The sequence below is a fragment of the Neobacillus jeddahensis genome (assembly GCF_000612625.1).
Lineage (GTDB): Bacteria > Bacillota > Bacilli > Bacillales > Cytobacillaceae > Neobacillus > Neobacillus jeddahensis.
This window is the reverse complement of sequence record NZ_CCAS010000001.1, coordinates 1-21,294: the sequence shown is the minus strand read 5'-3', so window position 1 is coordinate 21,294 and position 21,294 is coordinate 1. Positions and strand designations below refer to the sequence as shown.

Annotated in this window: 25 protein-coding genes and 2 pseudogenes; 5 read left to right on the top strand and 22 right to left on the bottom strand. The window is 37.3% G+C overall.

Annotated features, from left to right (window positions below; all coding sequences use genetic code 11):
- Positions 1–172: 172 nt before the first annotated feature.
- Positions 173–400 carry a cell wall hydrolase gene (locus TY15_RS00115; RefSeq protein WP_052353668.1) on the top strand — a complete coding sequence of 76 codons (228 nt, stop codon included), beginning with the start codon at positions 173–175 and terminating at the stop codon, positions 398–400.
- A 228-nt stretch (positions 401–628) separates the two neighbouring features.
- Positions 629–1,045 (top strand): acyl-CoA thioesterase, encoded by a 417-nt coding sequence (locus TY15_RS00110; protein WP_040209124.1) that lies wholly within the window; start codon positions 629–631, stop codon positions 1,043–1,045.
- Between the two features lie 179 nt (positions 1,046–1,224).
- Here TY15_RS00110 and TY15_RS00105 read toward each other — a convergent pair whose 3' ends face one another.
- From TY15_RS00105 to TY15_RS24135, 5 genes and pseudogenes are all read right to left on the bottom strand, one after another.
- Entirely contained in the window at positions 1,225–1,785 is a 561-nt protein-coding gene (locus TY15_RS00105; RefSeq protein ID WP_040209125.1) for a Uma2 family endonuclease, read from the bottom strand.
- Positions 1,786–1,910: 125 nt separating this feature from the next.
- Positions 1,911–2,306, bottom strand: a pseudogene (locus TY15_RS24845) (DMT family transporter); the annotation flags it as partial.
- Positions 2,307–2,656: 350 nt separating this feature from the next.
- Positions 2,657–3,154, bottom strand: a complete 498-nt coding sequence (locus tag TY15_RS00100; protein WP_040209126.1) for a DinB family protein — start codon at positions 3,152–3,154, stop codon at positions 2,657–2,659.
- Positions 3,155–3,695: 541 nt separating this feature from the next.
- Positions 3,696–4,634: an SGNH/GDSL hydrolase family protein gene (locus tag TY15_RS00095; RefSeq protein WP_040209127.1), complete on the bottom strand. Its 939-nt coding sequence runs from the start codon at positions 4,632–4,634 to the stop codon at positions 3,696–3,698.
- 206 nt (positions 4,635–4,840) lie between these two features.
- The gene (locus TY15_RS24135; protein WP_157042249.1) at positions 4,841–5,008 is read right to left on the bottom strand and encodes a hypothetical protein; all 168 of its coding nucleotides are present in this window, start codon (positions 5,006–5,008) and stop codon (positions 4,841–4,843) included.
- 254 nt (positions 5,009–5,262) lie between these two features.
- Between TY15_RS24135 and TY15_RS00090 the strand changes: the two genes are divergently transcribed.
- Complete coding sequence (locus TY15_RS00090) at positions 5,263–5,583, top strand: hypothetical protein (protein ID WP_040209128.1); 321 nt, start codon at positions 5,263–5,265, stop codon at positions 5,581–5,583.
- 532 nt (positions 5,584–6,115) lie between these two features.
- Here TY15_RS00090 and TY15_RS00085 read toward each other — a convergent pair.
- From TY15_RS00085 to TY15_RS00065, 5 genes are all read right to left on the bottom strand, one after another.
- Positions 6,116–6,445, bottom strand: coding sequence for an ArsR/SmtB family transcription factor (locus tag TY15_RS00085; protein ID WP_040209129.1), 330 nt, complete (start codon positions 6,443–6,445; stop codon positions 6,116–6,118).
- The gene (locus TY15_RS00080) at positions 6,446–6,877 is read right to left on the bottom strand and encodes an SRPBCC domain-containing protein (protein ID WP_040209130.1); all 432 of its coding nucleotides are present in this window, start codon (positions 6,875–6,877) and stop codon (positions 6,446–6,448) included. It lies immediately after the preceding gene.
- A gap of 460 nt (positions 6,878–7,337) precedes the next feature.
- Positions 7,338–8,519 carry a class I SAM-dependent methyltransferase gene (locus TY15_RS00075; RefSeq protein WP_040209131.1) on the bottom strand — a complete coding sequence of 394 codons (1,182 nt, stop codon included), beginning with the start codon at positions 8,517–8,519 and terminating at the stop codon, positions 7,338–7,340.
- A 270-nt stretch (positions 8,520–8,789) separates the two neighbouring features.
- A complete protein-coding gene (locus tag TY15_RS00070; RefSeq protein ID WP_040209132.1) occupies positions 8,790–9,812 on the bottom strand; it encodes an electron transfer flavoprotein subunit alpha/FixB family protein in 1,023 nt (340 codons plus the stop codon).
- A complete protein-coding gene (locus TY15_RS00065) occupies positions 9,813–10,640 on the bottom strand; it encodes an electron transfer flavoprotein subunit beta/FixA family protein (RefSeq protein ID WP_040209133.1) in 828 nt (275 codons plus the stop codon). It lies immediately after the preceding gene.
- Between the two features lie 430 nt (positions 10,641–11,070).
- On the opposite strand from TY15_RS00065, the gene TY15_RS25425 reads away from it, so the two are divergent.
- Positions 11,071–11,358 carry a hypothetical protein gene (locus tag TY15_RS25425; RefSeq protein ID WP_142305403.1) on the top strand — a complete coding sequence of 96 codons (288 nt, stop codon included), beginning with the start codon at positions 11,071–11,073 and terminating at the stop codon, positions 11,356–11,358.
- Between the two features lie 118 nt (positions 11,359–11,476).
- Here the strand turns inward: TY15_RS25425 and TY15_RS00060 are convergent, their stop codons facing one another.
- From TY15_RS00060 to TY15_RS00010, 12 genes and pseudogenes are all read right to left on the bottom strand, one after another.
- The gene (locus TY15_RS00060) at positions 11,477–11,974 is read right to left on the bottom strand and encodes a kinase (RefSeq protein ID WP_040209470.1); all 498 of its coding nucleotides are present in this window, start codon (positions 11,972–11,974) and stop codon (positions 11,477–11,479) included.
- 402 nt (positions 11,975–12,376) lie between these two features.
- Positions 12,377–12,808 (bottom strand): annotated as a pseudogene (locus tag TY15_RS00055) (ASCH domain-containing protein).
- Positions 12,809–13,116: 308 nt separating this feature from the next.
- Positions 13,117–13,509, bottom strand: a complete 393-nt coding sequence (locus tag TY15_RS00050; protein WP_040209134.1) for a hypothetical protein — start codon at positions 13,507–13,509, stop codon at positions 13,117–13,119.
- Between the two features lie 241 nt (positions 13,510–13,750).
- Entirely contained in the window at positions 13,751–14,326 is a 576-nt protein-coding gene (locus tag TY15_RS00045; protein WP_040209136.1) for a dihydrofolate reductase family protein, read from the bottom strand.
- 306 nt (positions 14,327–14,632) lie between these two features.
- Complete coding sequence (locus TY15_RS00040) at positions 14,633–15,022, bottom strand: 3'-5' exonuclease (protein WP_040209138.1); 390 nt, start codon at positions 15,020–15,022, stop codon at positions 14,633–14,635.
- A 725-nt stretch (positions 15,023–15,747) separates the two neighbouring features.
- On the bottom strand, positions 15,748–16,503 hold the full coding sequence (locus TY15_RS00035; protein ID WP_040209140.1) for an HNH endonuclease: 756 nt from the start codon (positions 16,501–16,503) through the stop codon (positions 15,748–15,750).
- Positions 16,504–16,542: 39 nt separating this feature from the next.
- Positions 16,543–16,866 (bottom strand): nucleoside triphosphate pyrophosphohydrolase, encoded by a 324-nt coding sequence (locus TY15_RS00030; RefSeq protein WP_040209141.1) that lies wholly within the window; start codon positions 16,864–16,866, stop codon positions 16,543–16,545.
- 36 nt (positions 16,867–16,902) lie between these two features.
- Entirely contained in the window at positions 16,903–17,628 is a 726-nt protein-coding gene (locus TY15_RS00025) for a nuclease-related domain-containing protein (protein ID WP_040209142.1), read from the bottom strand.
- A gap of 464 nt (positions 17,629–18,092) precedes the next feature.
- Positions 18,093–18,359, bottom strand: coding sequence for a CGCGG family putative rSAM-modified RiPP protein (locus TY15_RS00020; RefSeq protein ID WP_040209472.1), 267 nt, complete (start codon positions 18,357–18,359; stop codon positions 18,093–18,095).
- 198 nt (positions 18,360–18,557) lie between these two features.
- Entirely contained in the window at positions 18,558–18,638 is an 81-nt protein-coding gene (locus TY15_RS25280) for a DUF6979 family protein (RefSeq protein WP_392391331.1), read from the bottom strand.
- A gap of 306 nt (positions 18,639–18,944) precedes the next feature.
- A complete protein-coding gene (locus TY15_RS00015; protein ID WP_040209143.1) occupies positions 18,945–19,280 on the bottom strand; it encodes a DUF6054 family protein in 336 nt (111 codons plus the stop codon).
- A gap of 495 nt (positions 19,281–19,775) precedes the next feature.
- Entirely contained in the window at positions 19,776–19,964 is a 189-nt protein-coding gene (locus tag TY15_RS00010; protein WP_040209144.1) for a hypothetical protein, read from the bottom strand.
- Between the two features lie 177 nt (positions 19,965–20,141).
- Between TY15_RS00010 and TY15_RS00005 the strand changes: the two genes are divergently transcribed.
- Entirely contained in the window at positions 20,142–21,266 is a 1,125-nt protein-coding gene (locus TY15_RS00005) for an NADH:flavin oxidoreductase (RefSeq protein WP_040209145.1), read from the top strand.
- Positions 21,267–21,294: the final 28 nt, after the last annotated feature.

The window sequence follows — 21,294 nt, the reverse complement described above, 5'->3', positions numbered from 1 at the left end:
AAAAAATACATTAATTCAAATCTAGAATGGCTATGATAATAAAAAGCGGAAAGAACATCCTTTGTCAAAGGACAATACCTTGGGTAATTTATTCCTTTGCTTCGTAATTTTTCCTAGTTTATGACATTTTCATAGGAATATTGTCATGAACGTTCGTTTTGTGTAAACAGAGGTGATTCATGAAGTTGTCGGTGATGCCTATGCCTTTTCGCCTGTTCAAAATGGTGAAATTAATAACCCTGCTTCAGTAGAGTCAACTCAAGCAGTGGAACAAGCTCTAAATAGAGAAGATACTTTAAATCAATCGATTTACTTCTACAATCCTGAAATAGCAACAGATGATTGGATTCAATCCCGTGAAACAGTAGAGACAATCGGAAATCATGTGTTTGCGAAATAGATGAATAAAAAAAATGGCGTGCCAACCTTGAACAGTCTGGGCATGCCATTTTTTTATTGGTTGTATCATCGTCATCGTTCAACTTTTAATCGCTGGAAGTAATTTATCATATTTATGGAAACTTCTTATCATCATTCTGAGCTTTTTGACTATATATTAAAAAAACAGTGCTAGCGGGTTCGGCCGTAATCCTTACAAAGAAATTAGCGAAAAAGAAAGGTGATTGGAATGGTAGATTATCCGTTTTCACATCTGTTAAAGGTTCGTTATTCGGAAATTGATGGCCAGAAAATTGTCTTTAATGCCCATTATTTAACGTATATTGATATCACAGTATCTGAGTATTTTGAGCAGGTTTTGTCACAAGAAGAAGCCTCTGAATTTGATTTTGTGCTTGCAAAATCAACGTTGGAATATAAAAAGTCTGCTCATTTACATGATTGGTTAACCATATGGTGCCGAATGGATCGGATGGGAACAAAGAGTATGACAATGCATTTCATGATCACTAGAGAGGATGAAGGAGAACCGCTCCTTTTGGCTGAAATCATCTATGTCAGCGTTGATCCCAAGACTCATGTACCATCCCCTATCCCTGACTTTGTACGTAAACGGATTGAACAATTCAAACCTGAATACAACTAAACTCAAAAGAAAAATTCCCCATTCATTGAGAAATTTTTCTACTACTTTCAGTTAAAAGTAAGTTCATCTAAAATTATGAAATGACGTCCGATTCGAAATAAACAAATATTAAAATAGCAGAATTTAAAAAGACCAGATTTGCTGTAACATAAAGTCGGGTCAAGGTTACATTCGCAGTTTTAAAAAATCGCTTTTAAATCAACGGTAAATCCCTGTAGGAAATTCGATGAAATACATCCACTATCTGTTTTCATATCATGTTGTTCATACATACTTTCATCATTAAGCGAATAAACAGTTACGGAATGGAGCATAGGATTCACAATCCAATACTCTTTCACCCCTGCGTTCATATAAAGGTTTAATTTTGTAATTAAGTCATGCGATTGATTAGATGGGCTTAGAATTTCTACAATGAGCGCTGGTACGCCAATAAAACATGATTCTGTAAAACCACTTTTATCGCAAATGATACTAAGATCTGGAATGACAATTTTAGTCCCTTCCATATTTTCATTTTTGAGTTCAATATCAAAAGGCGCATGAAATACTTCACAGGACTTTCCATCCAGGAATTTATCAAATGCAATAAGAAGTTTTCTTGATATTCGTTGATGTTTTGTTGAGGGGGAAGGAGACATAAAAACTATTCCATCAATATACTCTAAAAGTTCTTCAGACTTCTCTCGTATTTCCAAATAGTCATGTAATGATAATTGCCTATTTTGGTATAGATTCATTGAACCCCACTCCTCACTAAAGCGTTATCTACAATTATTTTACCATTATTTTCATTTTAAAAAAACAACCAAGAAATTTGGTACTGGAAAGATGACTATTATCGTCGGTAACAAAAGTATTAGCCTCACCCACAATCGGTTTTGAACAAATCCTGTATTGGTTTCATTCGATTTTGTAAAGAGTGAAACAGTCCGAATTGCTCTACCATCAGGCTACCGGCGATTTGATCAAATAAAGTAAGGACTACTGTTTGTCCATTTCCAATTTGATCAACGAGATATACATTTATTAGTACGCAAGACCCACCTAATACACCTCCAATCCATATCCACCAAGGAGCTAACTACTTAATAGGCTCTTTAATATTTGTGTTAGAACGATCCATTACCCCAACAATCATTAGTAAGGTAATAGTACCTACAAAGAATGAAATAAGGGCTGCATGTGTGGAAGAGTGAAGAACTTTTCCTAACTGGCCATTGATAGCAATTTGTATAGCCAATAGTATCCCTGCCATCATGATTATAGCGGTAGAATTGTTCATTACAAAGCGATTTTAGCCAACCAGTTTTGACATAGAGGAAACAAATATTTTGAAGACTATTTTATAAAAATAAAATGTAATTTTCTTATTGAACTAACGTATGCATTAAAACTCAAAAATCAACATTTTAGTTTAACAGAGCCTTAAATAAAGAGATATTCTACAATAAGGCCCTAAACATGAAATAGGCGCGATCACCTATAGATAATCGCGCCAGATTCTTGAATATCATTTTTCTTCAATGAATATAAAAACGGATTCAGTATGCAAACTAAGCTAAGCAGGTACAAAACACTAGCTGCGAGCTTTTTGCATCATTGATCATATCAGCTCTTTTGAGCGTTCATTGCTTCCCATTCTTCTTTGCTAGGACCATATACACCAGGAACCTTCAAGCCGGCTTGTCTCATTAGGACAGTCAATTGTCCGCGATGATGGGCCTGATGTTGAATAAGCAGACGGAAAACAGACTGAACTGGCATGTCCATTCCAAATAAATTCACCATTTTGTTAAGTTCTTCATCTGATACCTGTTCAGAAAATGCTTGTGACAACCGCTGGCTTACTGTTTTGTAGGTCTCGCTAATTTCAGCAGCTGATTTCGGCGCTTCTTTTTGTAGATTAGGAATCTCGAATGTTACTCCTACCTGTGAAGGAAAGTAGTAAACGGATCCAGTAAGGTGCCAAGCCACGCTTCCAATGCTGTATAATCCTGGAGAAACCTCCTGATTCAACGATTGATCTGTCAGCGCATCCAGCACTTTTTGGGTAACCGCTGCTTCTTGTTTCCATTCGTTTAAGAAATCATTTACTGATGTAAACATTCTATTTCCTCCTTAAATTTTCCAATCCTTCATTTTTTCAAACAAAACTTTCCTATTCATTTTATCATGCATTGGTACCAAGACCAATCGGGTTTACATATAAATCTGTCTTACCAATTTTAATATGTTTGGTCATCAGCTTCCAACTCCCTTATTTTACTAATTTGATGATAACAAGCTTTTTAGAAGAGAAAATAAAGTTAATGCTTTCTATTTTTTATCCAATAATCAACTTACTAAGTTACGAAATGAGGTAGAAAAGGAACAATTATCGGTCGTAATGATCCGAAAAGAAAGACCGAACATATTGCTACATTTCCAGTTCAGCAAAGGACGATTCCCTCAATGGAGGTGGATTATGACAGTATATACAGCCCAACCAGTTTTGGCAATTAAAGTTTAAGAAGACCCTTATTTTGAAATAAGGGCCTTTTTAATATGTTATATTTCGAGACAATAGGCGGAACTCACCGTCTTATTAAGCTTTTTTACTAAAAATAAATGAAACGAAATGATTCCGTCGATTTTTTTAGTTTGGATCTTAATTTGTTTTGGCGACGCTTGTTTCCTCCGTTACTTTCAGATATTCTAAGACCCGCTGGGCGATAAGTTTATAGCCCTTGGTGTTAGGATGGAATTGATCTGCTGCTAATAAATTCACCGTGGAATTAGTAAATATATCTTCTGTGGGTACGAAGCTCACATTCTCATATTCTTCTGTTATTGAGTTTCCTGCCTCATTCCAATTATCAATGATCATGTCTAATTCTTTAATGTTTGCGAATTGCCTTTCAAAAGGATTATAAAACCCGATTAAATAAATATGGGCATCTGGGTTCAATTCTTTCAATCTATTGAATATGTCTGTTACTCGTTCAGTATATTCCACTCTTTCTACTTGGAAAGGTTCTAGCGTAAGGTTTGTAAAATTGCTTTTCAAGACTTTCATAATATCATTGGCGCCAATTGTAATTAAAACAATATCAGCCTTGGAGATAGCTGTGGCAATTTCTTTATTTTCCAGCCGCTTTAGTAATTGATCCGACCGGTTTCCCTTTTTACCGAAATTTTCTATTTTGATAGAAAGGTTGTGATCCTCAAACGTGTGATTAAGGATCCCGACATATCCACCGCTCTTTGTTTCATCCCCTACACCTTCCGTGAGTGAGTCTCCGATAGCGACAATCTTTTGATCTTTTTCGAAGAAATCAACGACACTATCCACTACTTCCCTTACCTTTTCCTTGATTTCATCGGTGAATGGTTTAGGACTTTCCTGCTTAATGGAATGGTCTTCTACTGGTTTCTCTTCCTCTTTAGAAGCAACTTCCTCGGTATTTTCGACTTGTTCAGATTCTACGGTCGCGACAGTCGAAACTGTTTGAAGGCCTGCTTGATTTCGATCTATAAGAAAAAGAGAAGGAAGAATACACATAGTGAGTAGACCCATAATCATGATTATTACTTTTTTTCTTTTCAAATTTCATCACACCTATTAGTATCGGAAGATCTTAATCTAAGATACCATTCTTTGTTTCATATAGTTTATTCATTTTATCATGCAGGGCAACATTATTTAAGACCACAAATTTTGTCACTTGCCTGTTTGTAAACAAAAGTGGAAAACTCTCATAGCCGTAGACAAGCGTTGCCAACTAAAAAAGCAAGGCTTGAAGACCCTGCTTACTAGTTGACCTTTTTTACTTTTATTTTCTTGGGGATAATCTTCCAGTACATGGGGTCTTCTAAGCCGAGCCGCCAAATCCCGATTCCCTGTAAACTACACTGTGTCATTAGTAACAAGGCCATGCATAATGAAATAATGGCGAATGACCGATAACAATTTATTGCCATACTACACCTTCTTCTAATTTGGATCATTCTTATGTTGATTAGAAAAGGGGCAACTTATACACGGATTGAGTTTCCGCCCTACAGAATCTCAGGAAAAGACCACTACACGTTGAATGCCCGCTTGGATCAGAGTCGCGATGCAATGGATGTTTGAACAATGAAAAAGGGTTCGCTCCGGTTTGGTAGCGGACCAACTCAAACTTTCGTATAATGAAAATAGATAGCATTCCGTTCAAAAAGTTGGTGAAGCTAGCATGAGAATAACTTTATCAGAAAGACAAATCACAGAAATAAAACGAATAATTCAAAAAGAACTGTTGATACGAGGACTTGAACCAACAGATGAATATCTATTTATCCACTGTTTTTCGAAACCGCATAAAGAAACAGTCTATTTTCATCTATTTAAAGAAAATAATACATTAATCATCCGCTGCTACGCACGTGTGTTTGACAACATAACTCTAAGCGTGATGATCAAAAGGGCCGCAAAAAAAATCTCTGAATATCTAGTAAACCAAACCGGATTACAAAACACACTCTATATAGAAAACGGTATCGAAATTACATTATAGAAAGACTGACTTGAGCCATTGTTTTATGAGCCTGTGTTTTGCAAGGCTTTTAGGAACACTAGGCGCCAATCAAAGTTAGTCATCTGGCCTATTTAAACAAACCTTAGGGAACCATCTGGCAGGTTGGTTCCCTAAGGTTTGTTTTCCTTTTAGAATAGCCACAAGTGGAACTAAAAAAGAACTGTACTAAGCGGACCCTCATTAAAATTTGCAATGGAATTAGACAGGTTTATACAGTAATTCTAAGTTATTTATTTCCAAACGTAAATAATCTTTTGGATGTTGTAATAAATAATTGCCTGATTGATAAACTAATATTCTATTTAATTGAGGAATGGTATGCTGTTTGACTTTCAAATCTTTGTGTCAGCCAACGTAAAGCCACCTGAGCCACGGATTTATTGTACTTTTCAGCGATTGATCCTAAAATTTCGTTCTTATTCTTAAGGTTAAAAATGGAGAAAATGAATAGGAGATAAAAAAGAGTTGGTGCATTTTAACATGCATCAACTCTTCTTCCATTTCATATAAGTTATTTTTCTTCTGCTATGCGCTTAATCCATTCTAACTTTCTATCCCAATCCGCAGCTAGATTTGCCATCCACTCTGCTGTGGATGACAGTTGTTGAGGACACACCTGATATCTTACTTCCCGCCCAACACGATTACTGGATACTAACCTAGCATCTTTTAGGATTGTTAGATGTTTAACAACTGCCTGACGAGATACAGTTACAGTAGTTGCTAATGTTGTTGCTGTAGCTTGTCCTCTTAGAGCGATTAGGTCAAGTAACTGTCGGCGTGTGGGGTCTGCTAAGGCGATCAAGATATTTTCGAAATGACTACTATCTGTAGTTACCAATTATGCCTCAGCACGCTTCCGCAATACTTCTGTTTGCATCTCCCAGCCATGGACATTCCCTTTAAAGAACTTTCTTTGCTCTTGTTCGGATACTGCTAGGTGCGAAAAGCCACTTTCAACTACTTGAAGTAAAGTTCCCCCATCTGTTGAAGTCAACATAAACTCGACGAGGGTAGAGTTTCCTTCTTTCGGTTCCACTCCAGCAAATGAACTTGCCCACCGACACGCTAGGTAGTTTGGCGGTTCTGATTGTTCAATCAACACCGGGAATTGTCCGTACTTCGTATCCGCTACCACACGTGATCCATCTACCTGTACCTTATCTGGACCGGGTGCATCACCCACCCACCATGCCGGCTGGCTAATTAACTCCCATACCGTTTGGATAGGTGCATTAATAAAGATCTCTCTTTTAATTCGATCATGATCCATTACGACTCCTCCTTTTCACAAGTGCAACCTAAATGTAGCACATATTGAAACGAAAGTGCAACCTAATTATTGCATATGTTACAGAAGTCCGCCCTAAAATTGAATAACGAAAACATGATCTGAACCTTAAAACCAATTAATTCTGCTTTCATTAAAGCCCCTTGTTACTTTAAGTTCATACTTCACAAACTTACGCAACGAAAAAGGCAATGTCATCTTTCTGATGTTCAAAGAATACAGGTAGATCACCAGATTTGATATCTCTAAGTATTACTTTATTCATAGTAGCCTCCCTTTTAGATAGAACAAATGTTCCGAATGTTAATTATATCAGATAATACTAAAAAGTATAGTGGGATCACTTGAACATATTGAAAAAGAAAAACAAAAATACAGCTTATATCCCCATATCTAAAGCTAGGGGTTTTACACTGCTTTTTGATAAAAATGTTTTTTTGAACTACTCTGGTCGTTCATCCAGGTTGTCATACCAAACAAGCGGACCAAGGTGACCGAACTTACCGACCGCCTCCTCCATTAACTGGTGTGCCTCTTCATATGCGCAGGTAGGTATAATATCCAATTCATGATACCCCATATTTCCATAGTTATAGACAAGCAGAAACCCATCTGTCTCCCAAAGCTCAAGTCGAAACACATGCCAATGGTTCGTCACTTTCAATTGAATCCCTGTGACGAATGTTTTCTCCCCCAGCCTTTGATAGGCAAATTCTGCTGTCCCTCCTTTATAAGACCGCCCCTCCTCAAATACAAGTGGGTAACCTTTCGTATAAAGGTGTTCCATCCCTTCCAAGGTTTCGAGATTTGTCTCCCTTTTTGTGGCCACAATCACAGGAGACAGCCTATCTACTCCTATTTCATGGTATTCGATCGTACCACTGTCATCCCATTGAATATGGAGACCCGCCTCCTGAAGCACATTCGCCCACCTTCCAAGATCTGCGGAATTTTTCAATTGTTCACAAGAGAGATACAATCCATCCTCCGTTAACAAACGATGGACTATTTCTAAATAACGACTGTCACCATAGGTTGGATTCTCCTTCAAGTACGCTAGAAGTGACCAATAGTTTGAAATCATGATCGGCCCCATGATCTCATGAAAGGTCCGTGCAGAAATGATTAAATCAAAAGAATTCAGGGAAAAGTGCTCAGATACCTCCATAAAATCCATTTGGTAAAAACTCACGTTGTTCAGTCCTTGCTTTATTGCCAACTCCCGAGCACATCGAATCCCATCTCCACACAGGTCGATCCCTACAATCTCGGCATCTGGGAACATGGTGGCGTACCTGCAAGCCAGCAACCCATTATCACAGCCAATTTCCAAAATCCGTTTCGGCTTTAAATAAGTTTGCTGATTGACCCAGTTGAGCAAGGCCTGATGGAAATTCACCGTCCATGATTCTACTGCCAAACTGAAGGGCAGTGTTCGGTTTTTCACTTCATAAATATTCCCTTTTAGTTTGCGGTCCATAATGGGTTGGAGTTCCTTAGCCAAGAAGGGATCGACCACGGTTACATGCTTCCAGAAGTCCTCTTTGGTTTGGCATTCCTTGATACCGAGTGACTTAAAATAGGCAGAGAAACTTTGTGATTTTAATTTGGTTTTTGCAAACATTGTATTATCTCCAGTTTAGGCGTATTTATTTTGCTTAACAGGACCAAAATCTACTAGTAAGTGCTATTATCTGGTACTAATTATAGCATAAAAAAAGCTTTACTCCTTAGTGAAGTAAAGAAAAAAGTGTTTAGCGATTAAATGAAAATTTCTAAGGCCTTTGGAGGTCAAACAAATATGGTTAATCCGAAAGGCTAAACGCTAGCAGAAGCCTTGGGAACAATTCACTCACGAATGAGAGTGGAATAATGGTCATCATTCAGCACTAACTTACTTCATCGCCTTGTCACTAGAAAGTGCATGTTTAAACTGTTCGATTAGGACAGGAACGATTTCAAATGCATCGCCAACAATTCCATAATGACAGTTCTGAAAAATAGGAGCTTCTTTGTCCTTATTAATGGCAATGATTAAACCAGCATTTTTCATTCCCACAATATGTTGAATTGCCCCAGAAATCCCAATCGCAAAATAAATCTTTGGCGTTACCGTCACACCGGTTTGCCCTACTTGATGGGGGTGGTCAATCCAACCCGCTTCCACCACATCCCTGCTCGCACCAACAGCTCCTCCAAGCGTTTCAGCCAAATGGTGTATTAACTGAAAACCCTCGTAGCTGCCTAATCCTTTTCCGCCAGCCACAACGATGTCCGCTTCGTCGATTCTGACCTTCTTAACCGTTTCCTTTACAATTTCCAAAACTTTTGTCCGGATATCTTCTTCCTTTAATGAGACGGTTTCTTCGACGACCTTGCCTATTCTCCCCACCTCTGGGGGCAGCGCCTTCATGACTTTAGCGCGTACGGTCGCCATTTGCGGCCTGTATTTTTTACATAAAATGGTCGCCATAATATTTCCGCCAAACGCTGGCCTACTCGCAAGGAGTAACCCCGTTTCCTCTTCTACATCCAGTTCCGTCGTATCCGCCGTCAACCCTGTCGGCAAATCGGTGGCCACTGCACTTGCCAGGTCTTTTCCTGTTGAGGTGGCCCCGTAGAGAATAATTTCCGGTTTATATTTATCACTGCACTCTAACAGCGCCTTCATGTAGGTTTCAGTCCGGTAATGCTTAAAGAGAGGTTGATCATAGACATACACGATATCTGCTCCATATTCAAACACGGTCTTTGTTAAAGGTTTAACATGTTCCCCGATAAGAATACCCGCTAGTTCCACACCTCGTTTATCAGCTAATTTCCTACCAGCACCTAATAATTCAAGGGATACAGAGGCAACCTCTCCATCCTTTTGTTCAATAAAGACCCAAACACCTTTGTAATCGTTAAAATCCAATTACATTCCCTCCTTACTTTCAAACAGCTCCTTCTTTTCAAGCAGGATCTGAAGCAATTGCTCTACTTGTGCTGCTGGGTTGCCTTCAAGGAATGTTCCCCCTGCCGGTTTTTGTGGAGCCCATACTTTGGAAACAATGGTTGGTGATCCCTTTAAACCAAGCTGCTTGATATCTACATCTTCAAGGTCATCAACCGACCAGATATGTGGTTTGTATCTGGCAGCTTTGAGCATGTTCGGCATCGGGGAATATGGCACGTCATTAATCGTTTTTTCAACGGAAAATAAACACGGCAAGGTGGATTGGACGACTTCATATCCATCCTCCAGCTTGCGATGGACAACGACATATCCTTCTTCTTGATTGATATCCACGACTTTGTTCACAGAAGTGAGTGGTGGTATATCGAGCCTTCTAGCTATTCCGGGTCCTACTTGCCCGGTATCTCCATCAATGGACATTTTTCCGCAAATGATCAAATCGACGGGTCTGGTTTTTGCAATTTTTTCAATCGCCTTTGTCACGGCATAGCTCGTTGCCAATGTATCGGCACCCGCAAACCGGCGATCCGTAATTAAATACCCCTCATCCGCGCCTATTTCAATACATTTCTTTATCGCGGACACCGCTGGAGGTGGACCCATCGTGACAACCGATACAGTCCCACCATATCGTTGTTTTAAACGAACAGCCTCTTCAACTGCATGAGCATCATACGGATTCAAAATCGCAGGCGCTGTCCTCCGATCCATCGTGTTCGTTTTTGGATTCATCTTAATAATTTTCGTGTCAGGCACTTGCTTGATACAGGCTACAATATGAAACATGAAACCCCTCCCATCTAACTTAAAAAGCCCCTGGTTTCTTTATTACCGCCATACGAAACTTTCCAGATGTTTGACAACTAAAAGGCTTGTTACACCCGTCTATATCTACTCTATTATGGGAGATGTCCTTACATGCGAGTTTTCTGACAAATAACCCACGAATTAATCGGTGCCTGACCCCACCGCACTAGTCGAAAAATGACAAAATACTGATAATTAAACGAAAAAAGTGCCAGGCACCACCCATCTATCTGGAAGGTCCTTGGCACTAACGACTGTACTATTATCAAATCATATGCTCCTATTCTGTTTTCTTTTCTAAACATTTTGGTTATAATATTACTAAAGAACTGCATAGATTAAAAAAGACCGCTGGTGCTAGTACACCACACGGTCCTTGCAATAGTAGGTTCCCTCTAAGGGAATTAGCATGAAGCAGAAAGTAATCCACCTCGGTCTGGTAAACTCAAGGGTGGATTATTTTTTCTGGTTAAATGACAGAATCGCTACGACTAGGCTTGCAAAAGCAATCGTAATCATGAATGTTTCAAATACTGTCATGCAGCATCACCTCCTTTCTGCTGGAAGTGTGCTGACCACCCTTGAGAAATCCTATTCTATTGCTCTTTTATTATATCATCATTCATCAAAACAGAACGTATATTCTATAATCGTAGTCTTTATTAAGCAATGTAAAGCTTCAAAGACTTCTCATTAATTCATAAAAATAGCTCTACTATTAAGATGATTAAATGGAGCTCATCTCACCTTTTTAATTCCCATTTTAACATATTATTCACTGTTGCAATTTTATTCAAATAATTCAATCGAAATTATTACTTTTGAAGTTGATTTAATATCAGTTTCAATACATCGTTCTGGGACATATCATTTGTCAAAATGGTTTCTCCACCCACTCCAAGATAATCATTTGGATTCCACCAAGCACGTAAAGAATCTTCCCCGAATTCCATTGTTTTTGAACTATTGTTGTGGCGTTTTACTGTTTCCTCAAATGATAAATCAAAATAATATGTATCTGTCTTTTGGTTATAGAACTGAATTAAGTTATGCAGCATTTCACCATAACGACTTTTATATAAAATTCCTTCCACAATAACAAATTCACATTTATCTTTACCATATTCTGCAATTTGACGAATCAAATCAATTGAAAGGTTCCCTTCTCTATCGTGAACTTTCAACATTTCACGACGAACGACATCCTGAGAAACTAAGAGCGTTCCATACCCCAAATGATTTTGAAGACTTTGCGCAGTTGTTGTTTTTCCACTCCTAGAGTTACCTCGTATGATAATTAGCTTAGACTCCATATTTCTCCCCCCTACACATCCTAATTGTTGAATTTGTGGATTAGTAAGATTATCAGGAAAACTATCAAACAGTTTTACTTGATCAATTTCTGAAATAGTCAATTGACCAATCTCCTTTATACTCCCAAAATATAACCTTCCCAAAGTTATCTTAACAGAATCATCTATTGAGTAGTCGCAAAGGGGGTTAAATTACTACCAGTTTCTTCAAATAACTCTCTAAAAAGGCGCAGATCCGCCATCAGGAAATGCCACAATTATTGAATAAGCAAAGATTATTTTTTAATAATTTTACCTCTTAACATTATTGCCAAAGGAAAATCAGACCGTTCCTAAAGGAATGCGCCCAATGGCTTATGAATGGATCTTTAACCCCTTTTTCACATCAATCACCTCAAAGCGTTAACAAACAAGGAGCATATCTTCCGAAAAATCACCTCCGATTGTTTTTAACTCATCTCTAAAGAATTTTTCATGAGCTTCCCACCAATATTGGTAAGCCCTATCTCTTTCACCTACTGCAACAACAAACTCTTCATTGACTTGATTCATTGGAGTCAGCTCAACCTCCATCGTCTTAATGATTGCAACAGGTTTATCGTCGCTATTTAAAATAATACTGCAATCTTTTGTTGATGGGATGGGTTCATTCTCATGTTCATAAAAAATATATCCCGAGCATGTGGCAGTTTTCAATACCATCTATTACCAACTGTGCGAGGTAATCAGAATCAGCCCCAAATTGCCATGCACTAACTGACTGACTGACTGAGGTTGATCTTGATCGTTATCCTTCCAATATTCCTTCCAGTACACCTGAGCAGCCTGATTCATAATTTATACCTCCATCATCACTTATTTCTGGCAATTAATTGATATATGTTTTGGCAGTATGTTTATAATTCTTTATAAATCATTACTTAAGGATCATCCTGTATAAAAACAAATATTTATTCATTTTAATGAAGTGATGCTTACTGCACTAACAATGCAGTTTAATTTAAGTGTAAATTCACAATCTGTATTATTAAATGTCCTTTTCCTCCACACAAAAAGACTCCCACCACATGAAAAAGGAGAATGAATTCATTATGGAATCATCCCCTCAAATAGTTTGAATATGCTTATACTTATATTACTCATCAATGACTCGCTAAACGTTTTTCAAAATCCGCCTTAAACAACAGAATAGCATCAATATTTACAGCAAAATCATGGTCACTGATATTAAAATTAGTTATAAACTCGTCAGATTTCTCACGAACCATAATTGTCGGACGGATATTGTCTCCAATAGCGTCCTTAGTTACCGCACTTCCATAGAAATACCAGTTAGTTTGAGTAGGTGCATTTGCTGCATTCTTAGATAAGTCATTTTTTATTAATTCGCATAATTGATCCATAAAATCTTCATTAAGCTTAATGGTTTTTCCATGGTGACCCTCAACAGATATATCAGCATATCCATACCAAATATTCCTGCTTGTATGCTTTCCGTCTTTTGAAGTGTATGTTTCATCAAACAAAATCTTCATTTCATCCCCTCCGTTAGTATAAAATTTCTTCGAACAATTAGAAAATGTAAAATAGCTTGAGTCTCACTATACTTGTAAAAGTTAGACAAGCTACCTTCATGGTAGGGTTCCTCCTAAAGTTGTGAGTTAGAGGGTGTCTATACTCATATCTTACTGAGGGGCTTTATTTTTTTCAAACCTGAAATTTAACGATCTACTGGAATGCTATCGTATCTGACGTAATCTGCTTTAGGAGACAAGGTCATCTCACAGTCTGGTAAACGAGGGCTATGGCTCCAGAATCAAATGTCTTGTTTTCGATAAGTTTAAGGTTGATCTTTTCCTTGTGACCTTGGAATAACGGCAACCCGCTGCCGATCAGGACGGGAGAAACCGTAATTTTATACTCATCTATTAAGTCAAGCTGCATAAGGTAGTGTGCTAATCTAGGACTGCCGAGGATGACCATATCCTTGCCTGGCTGCTGTTTGAGTTTCTTGATCTCTTTCTCGACATCTTCTTTCACCAGTCTAGAATTGTTCCATTCGACTTTCTCCAGCGTCGTGGAAAAAACAATTTTGGCTGTCTTTTCGACCCACTCGGCATGATTCCGTTCATGCTGCGAAGCTGAGGGGTTCGAAGGCACAGATGCCCAGTAACTGTGCATCATTTGATAAGTCCCACGTCCCCATATGACAGTGTCGGCAGTACTCAGAATTTCTTTCGCGTGTTTCTCCAAGTCAGCATCGTAGGAAACCCAGCCGATGTCCATTTCACCGTTCGGACCTTCTACAAAACCGTCAAGCGATGCGTGCAGAAATAGAACGAGTTTTCTCATTTTAGTTCTCCTTTGTTTATGAGGGATATTTTTTCATACTTCTTTACTTCCAATGTAAGTATAACCATTTTTTTATAAATTTGGGTAAAAAAGTTCTATAATTTACACGAATCATATTTAATCCAAGTTTGAAGGATTACACTTAAACCCATGATGTGATTGTTAATCCCCGAATTGAGTGCATCCAGCATTGTACTTTTACCCGAATAATGGGAAACAAAAAAATAACAGCCACTCCGTAAGTGACTGTTATAGTTCTTCAAGGAAAGTCCCTTTATTTAAATAATTACCATAATATTGCGTATGTTAGTTGATCTTCTCTATTTCCGTCTTTTTCTGTTTCCTTTTTTGCAAGATTTGATCCAAATACTGCGTAAATTCCGATTCAGCGGAGTAGGACAGGCATAGATATTCCTTCGCCCTAGTCATTCCGATATAAAATAAGGAAACTTCCCTCTCCTTATCATCTTCAAGGGGAAATGGCATGGAATCAATATTTACGATAAATACAGCTTGGAAGTCTAGGCCTTTACTGCTGTCAATAGTACTAATCTTGACTTTTCCATCATCCTTTTTAAACGATCGCTTGGAGACATCATTTTCAGTTATCCAATAAAAAGGTAAGCTTGACTCTTCCAGTGATCGCCTTATAATATCAATGATTGGATATTTATGAGTTTTCTTTACGCGATACAAAATTAACATGTCCTCAAATGGAACTTTCCGCTCAACTAATCAAAACATATCATTAATGTTAGACCTTTCGCAGCGATATTTAATCCATTTGCCTATAATCGGTATAAAAATAAAGGGACACTTGTGAACCTTGTAAAGAAAGGTGGAATAAGAAAAAGGTGAAAACTAAAAACCTTGATAGCAACCTTATTTAGGATGGATTCAAATACTATTTTATAAAATAGTTTCTTTTTCACTATCATAGGTTATAATATGAGTATGAATTGAATAAATTAAAAAAGACCGAACATGGCTGAAAACATGTCCGGTCCAACAATAGACGGATCCCTCATGAGGGGTCGGCTATACGGCAGTATAATCCACCTGAGCCCTAACTCAAAGGTGGATTATTTTTTTGATTTAAATGACAGAATAGCTACGACTAGACTAGCAAAACCAATCGCAAACATGAACGATTCAAAAACTGTCATTCGGCATCACCCCCCTTCTAATTGGGAGTGTACCGACCACCCTTGAGAATTCCGATTCTATTGTAATTCTAGTATATCATACCGTTAATTAAGATAGGAACGTATATTCGCTATTTTGAAAAATATGGTCTTTTCTACTATTAAGAATTCTACAATTATACAAATACTATCACTCCTTGTACTTACATAAAAATGGTACCGATTGCTCTTCTAAGGTGGTATGAATATAAAAGGATCTCCTCTATCCCCAAATGACTATAAAATCATTTTCTTTGGCACCCAAAAATCCGTAAACCCATTCTCTACAGAAAAATGATAGAGATCTTTCAATTTTTTACTTGAGTAGACTTGCATGTCTTCTCGAATTCTCAGTGCTGTGATGGAAATTAAGGATTCATTTCGATCAATCATCGTCTCTAAGAACGGTTCATTAGCTAATTTATCACTTTTAGACAAATTACAAGTACTGCAAGCAATCACCAAATTCCACAGTTGATCCGCTTGAACAAAGCTCCATGGAATAAAGTGATCGACATGTGCGTTTTCTTTTTTTATGGTCTTCCCACAGTAAAAACACTTACCATTATAGAATGACGAGAGTACCTGATAAAACTGATCAAGCGAGGATCTCTTAGAGACATTTTCTACCTTTAAGAGCAGATTAGTGGTATCTCCCTTTTCATTAAATTTTTCTAAAAATAACGCCAAATGATAATTCGTTAAATAATTTAAAACCCGTTGAAATCGCTGCATGAACGAGTAAAAAGTGCTATTAAGTTTTAGCTGTTCCTTCCCATTATCAAAATCATAAATGGTGCAGCCAGTGTCACCGTAAATGGCACCCATGACATTAATCTTATATAAGTTTTCTAGAATGGATTTAATCAAGACAAACTTGTATGTAGTTGAATTTTTTGATTTTGGCGAATAGATGAAATTAAAATGCGCCCATATTTCTTTATCTGTTAAATAGGCTGCTTTCATTTCTCCCACTTGTAATTTATGGCTCATTTACCCTTCCCCCGCAATGCTTGGATGCTAGAATCCTTGTCAACCTTCAACTTCAATTAAGAAAATTCTTTCCTTAAAACCGCCACGCATCTCCAGCTTTCTTTTCCGTTCTTCTTCAACTTTCTCCATTGTAACCCCATGGTACTCCGCAAATGTATGGATAATTTCCAGCATATCCGCTAATTCCTCAATTGCCTCATCATTACTCCCGCTATCTATGTATTCCTGAAGTTCCTCGAAACTTTTCTTCTGAAGGGCTTTGATATATTCATCAGAATTTAATATTTTTATAGAGCATTTCTTGCCTGTAGCTTGAATGATTTTTGGAATTTTATCGCGGACTAGTTTATTGTATTTAGACATTTGTCCAACTCCAATTATTTACATTTTATTTTTGATTTAAGACTTTTGAGTATATCGACATGAAGGGTAACCACTACATCCCTTAAAGCTTCCATACTTTCCTACTCTTACTATTAAACTTCCACCACATCTTGGACAGGTAGCTGTTGAAGCTTGAGTATGTTGCTTCTTTAATTCCTTTTGAATGGTCTCGGCATGATTTAATTTTGCATTTAAACCTTTAATCTTAAGAGAATTAAGTTTTTCATAAATTTTCCTTGCATGATAATCTGAGATTAATGGTTCTTGATATTTTTTAATAATATGTGAAACATTCATTTGGTAATTTACATATGTATGATCCGAATCAATAGTTATTTTTTTCAGGGTTGCGCTAGGACTGAATGCGATAATTGAAATGAATTTTATTTCCCCAAATTCCCTAAGAATGTCCTTTAAGGCACGAATATGTCCCTTATTTTGCCAAATTGGATTGAACAATTTTTCTTTATATTGATAAATGGATTGTGTCCAATATTTATCTTTTTCATTTCCAAAAATCCATCCTTTGTAATTCTTCGACTCAATCACAAACAGACCATATGGTGAAATAAATAGATGATCTATCTGGGTCGTTTCACCACTTTCTTTTTTTAATAACAAATCGTGTATCTTGTAGTATTCTTCATCATTTAAGCCAGAGGTAAATAACCTTGTAACCCTCTCACCAATGCTTCCTTTTATAGAAGTGTATTTGATTGTTTTCAATATTTTTGAAAGCAATTTTCTCCCCTCTCTCACATGAATTAGATACTTTCAAATATTATAACATTTTACTTATTTTATTAAGAATAGTTGAACCGACAATTAACCCTTATAGTAAAATAAGCAAAAGTGGTAAGTGTGTGTTTACAACCAGGGCTACATACTTTGTTCTGTAGATGGTGATGTATATGCTAAGGCACCTGAATTCCAGTCAGCCCTGCTACAAATTTACGCCGATTGGCCATTTGTTTAGGGAATAACTGCTGCCATGATTCAAAGAATGATTGCGAAAGGTCAATCACCTCATCTGGGTGATAATTTCCAAAATTCGGCTTGCACTTAAATTTAGTCTCGATTTTCTTTATAACTTACTAGGTCGTTTTGAGGAACAAAAAAAGTAGTTGCATTGAATTAACTGCTACTACTTGGTTATCCATATTATTAGTTACGGTTTTTGTAATCCGTTAGTTGATTTTGAAAGTTTATTTGTTTTTCCAAACGCGTAACACATAGCCTCCACAGCCGCATTGATCAATAAATTTCATAGTAACATGATCTCCAAATGTATCCTCAATGACCGGTTGCAAATAATTTTCTGGATTACCAAATGTACTCGGGGTTACCACATTGACATAAAGTCCAATACCTGTGTCATGTATTGCAGAAATCGCCTCTTGAATAACAAGCTCCTTATTTTCCTCATATTCCCCATGTTCCAATGCAATTGACCAATTTTTCGTTTTCATCATAAACACCCTTCCATCCATTTATATAACTCATTTTATACCTTAGAAATGGTGGTCATCTATGTCCTGAATCACTCAATACTTTATAATTATTTAATCTAACCGACTGTTTAGCTGGGTATTTGGGTCTGTTTTTATAATAATTCTGCGATCAAATAACACACCCACAATACATTAATTTATTAAATGTCCATATTTCTTTTAAGCTATTAAATTATTATTCCAAAGAGTAATCACAACATCCATCTGTGCATTGTGTGACTTGCTTTCTCCATCAATCAACTATAATGATAATCTGACAGCTTAGACTCTGTTTTCTGTAAGTTCCGTTCTTTTAAGGTTGCAATTTTTTCATTTATCCTGGATTCTTTAATACCTTGAAGATCATCTGTGGTGATAAGATAATCAGTAAAGTTAATTTTTTCATAAATTTGTTTTCATTTTTGCCAACTATCATAATAACTTTGTGTATCAAGTAGTCCTAAGTGTTCCCAGTAACATTTTGTTCCGTCTGACAATGTGATTGTAAAATCGGGCTATATTTTGATATCAATTTTAAAGAAGACTGATTAGGAATAAAATTAAGTATTATTCCATTTGTTCTATACTTTTTTCCACGATTGCCACCATATCATCTTCAGCACCAAGACTAAAGTTTAAAAAAACGCCTTGTCCCCCACCAGCACCAATTGCTGAAATAAAAATATTATTGTCAGAACCTACTACAGTAAGGCTCAAACTTGCTCTGTTTCCATTCCTCATAAAATATTTATCATAAACTCGAACTGCTATTTTAGTATCCCCAATCATGTAGTTGCTTTCATCAACCAATTTCATACTTATTCCACTATTACCAATATCGTTTTGCAAGTGATTAACCACTTCCTCAAATTGACCAATGATTGTCTTTTCATACTTTGCCATGATTAACTCATCCTCTCCCATATTAATCATTTAGCTATATTCGTCTTTACTATTTTTATTACTCTTTTATATTACTTTCTTTTAATTTTTAATAAAACGAAACAAAGGGTCAGACCCCCGACACGCTAACAATTTAGCACACTAGGGGTATGACCCTTGATTCCATTGGGCGATTCGCTGGTCCTCTTTATTTCTATGTTTCTCGCTAATATTCTCTTCCATTATCGTCCATCGGGCTACCCCATTTTCCGAAAGATACATATAATATACAAATAGTTTACCATATTGCACCAGTTAGTAGAATGCACTATTTTACAGAAGGTTGCCTACTTAATCCGAATTTGTTATTGATGTTCTCAGAATACGATAATCTGGTAGAACAGATAGAAGGTATTTTAACGGCATAAATTTAAGAAAGAACCTATTCAGATATTGAGTAGGTTCTTTCATGAAGATTTGAGTAACTAAAAGCTCACGGTAATAATTTTCAACTCTCTAAGTAACTCGAATCCTCCCCACTCTTCTATTTCGATTACGATCTTTATTATCTAGTGCTCTTTGGGATGTATGAATACCTGGAAATGATATGAGGCCAGCTTTCAACAGGGCATATCCGATAAAGGTAGTAAAAATCGAACTTCCGATCAGAAACCAGATGAATCTGCTGCCAACATGGCGTACCATATTTTCACCTCTTTACCCTCTCATTGATGATAAATATGATGAAATGATCATTTTTATGTCGGCCTATTTAACTGTAGAAAAAGGGTTAAGCAAAAACATATCGGTTTCTATTTGTTTAGTGGAATTGTAGAATAAAGGAAGGACGATAAAAAGAATGAATGGAAGGAAGTGCTCGCATTGGATCAAAAGTACGCTGGACATACATTGTTTCAATCTGTACCATTTGGAAATGAATGGTTAGCAAGCAGGTTAGTGATGGCCCCGATGACAAGAATCTTTTCGCCTGGAGGTGTCCCAGGGGAAAATGTTGCACAATATTACCGCAAACGGGCTGAGAATGGAATTGGGCTCATCATAACGGAAGGGACAGCGATCAACCACCCAGCTGCAGTCATGAGCCCCGATATTCCCCGTTTTTATGGAGAGGATGCCTTAAACGGCTGGGCACATGTAGTGAAGGAAGTCCACCAAGCAGGTGGCAAAATCATTCCACAATTATGGCATGTAGGTGCAGCTCGTAAAGCAGGCAGTGAACCAAATAGTGACGCACCTCCCGTGAGTCCGTCTGGATATACTTTAAGAGGCAGTAGAAATGAGAAAATAAAGGCTTTAACGAAAGAAGAAGTCGCTGACATGATTGCTACATACGCCGAAGCTGCAGCAAATGCGAAGCGCATCGGCTTTGACGGAATAGAATTGCATGGAGCGCATGGATACTTAATTGATCAATTTTTTTGGGATGTAACGAATAAGCGTCATGATGAGTATGGTGGGGATCTAGGTGAACGAACAAAATTTGCGGCAGATATTGTTCGTGCCTGCCGAAAAGAAGTAGGGCCAAATTTCCCCATTGTCTTTCGTTTTTCACAATGGAAAGGAACCGATTATCAAGCTAAATTAGCTAAGAACTCTAAGGAGCTTGAACAATTGCTCACACCCTTAGTTGAAGCCGGTGTAGATATTTTTCACTGCTCTACCAGACGAATATGGGAACCTGAATTTAAAGATGAAGATCCATCGTTAACCTTAGCCGGCTGGACGAAACGACTGACGAAAAAGCCAACGATTGCAGTTGGTTCTGTCGGAATTAACCGCGCATTTCTGAGCAATCATGATAATAATCATGTAACAATTGAAGACAATCTTGAAATTGTAGATGAAAAAATCAAAGCAGGCGAATTTGACTACGTAGCGGTCGGCCGCGCACTGCTAGCTGATTCAGAATGGGCAGTAAAACTCAAAAATGGTAACCTTGATCAAGTTTTGCATTATGCTAAGGAATCCGAGAAACACCTAATTTAATTACATTCAAGAACCAAACAAAGGGTCA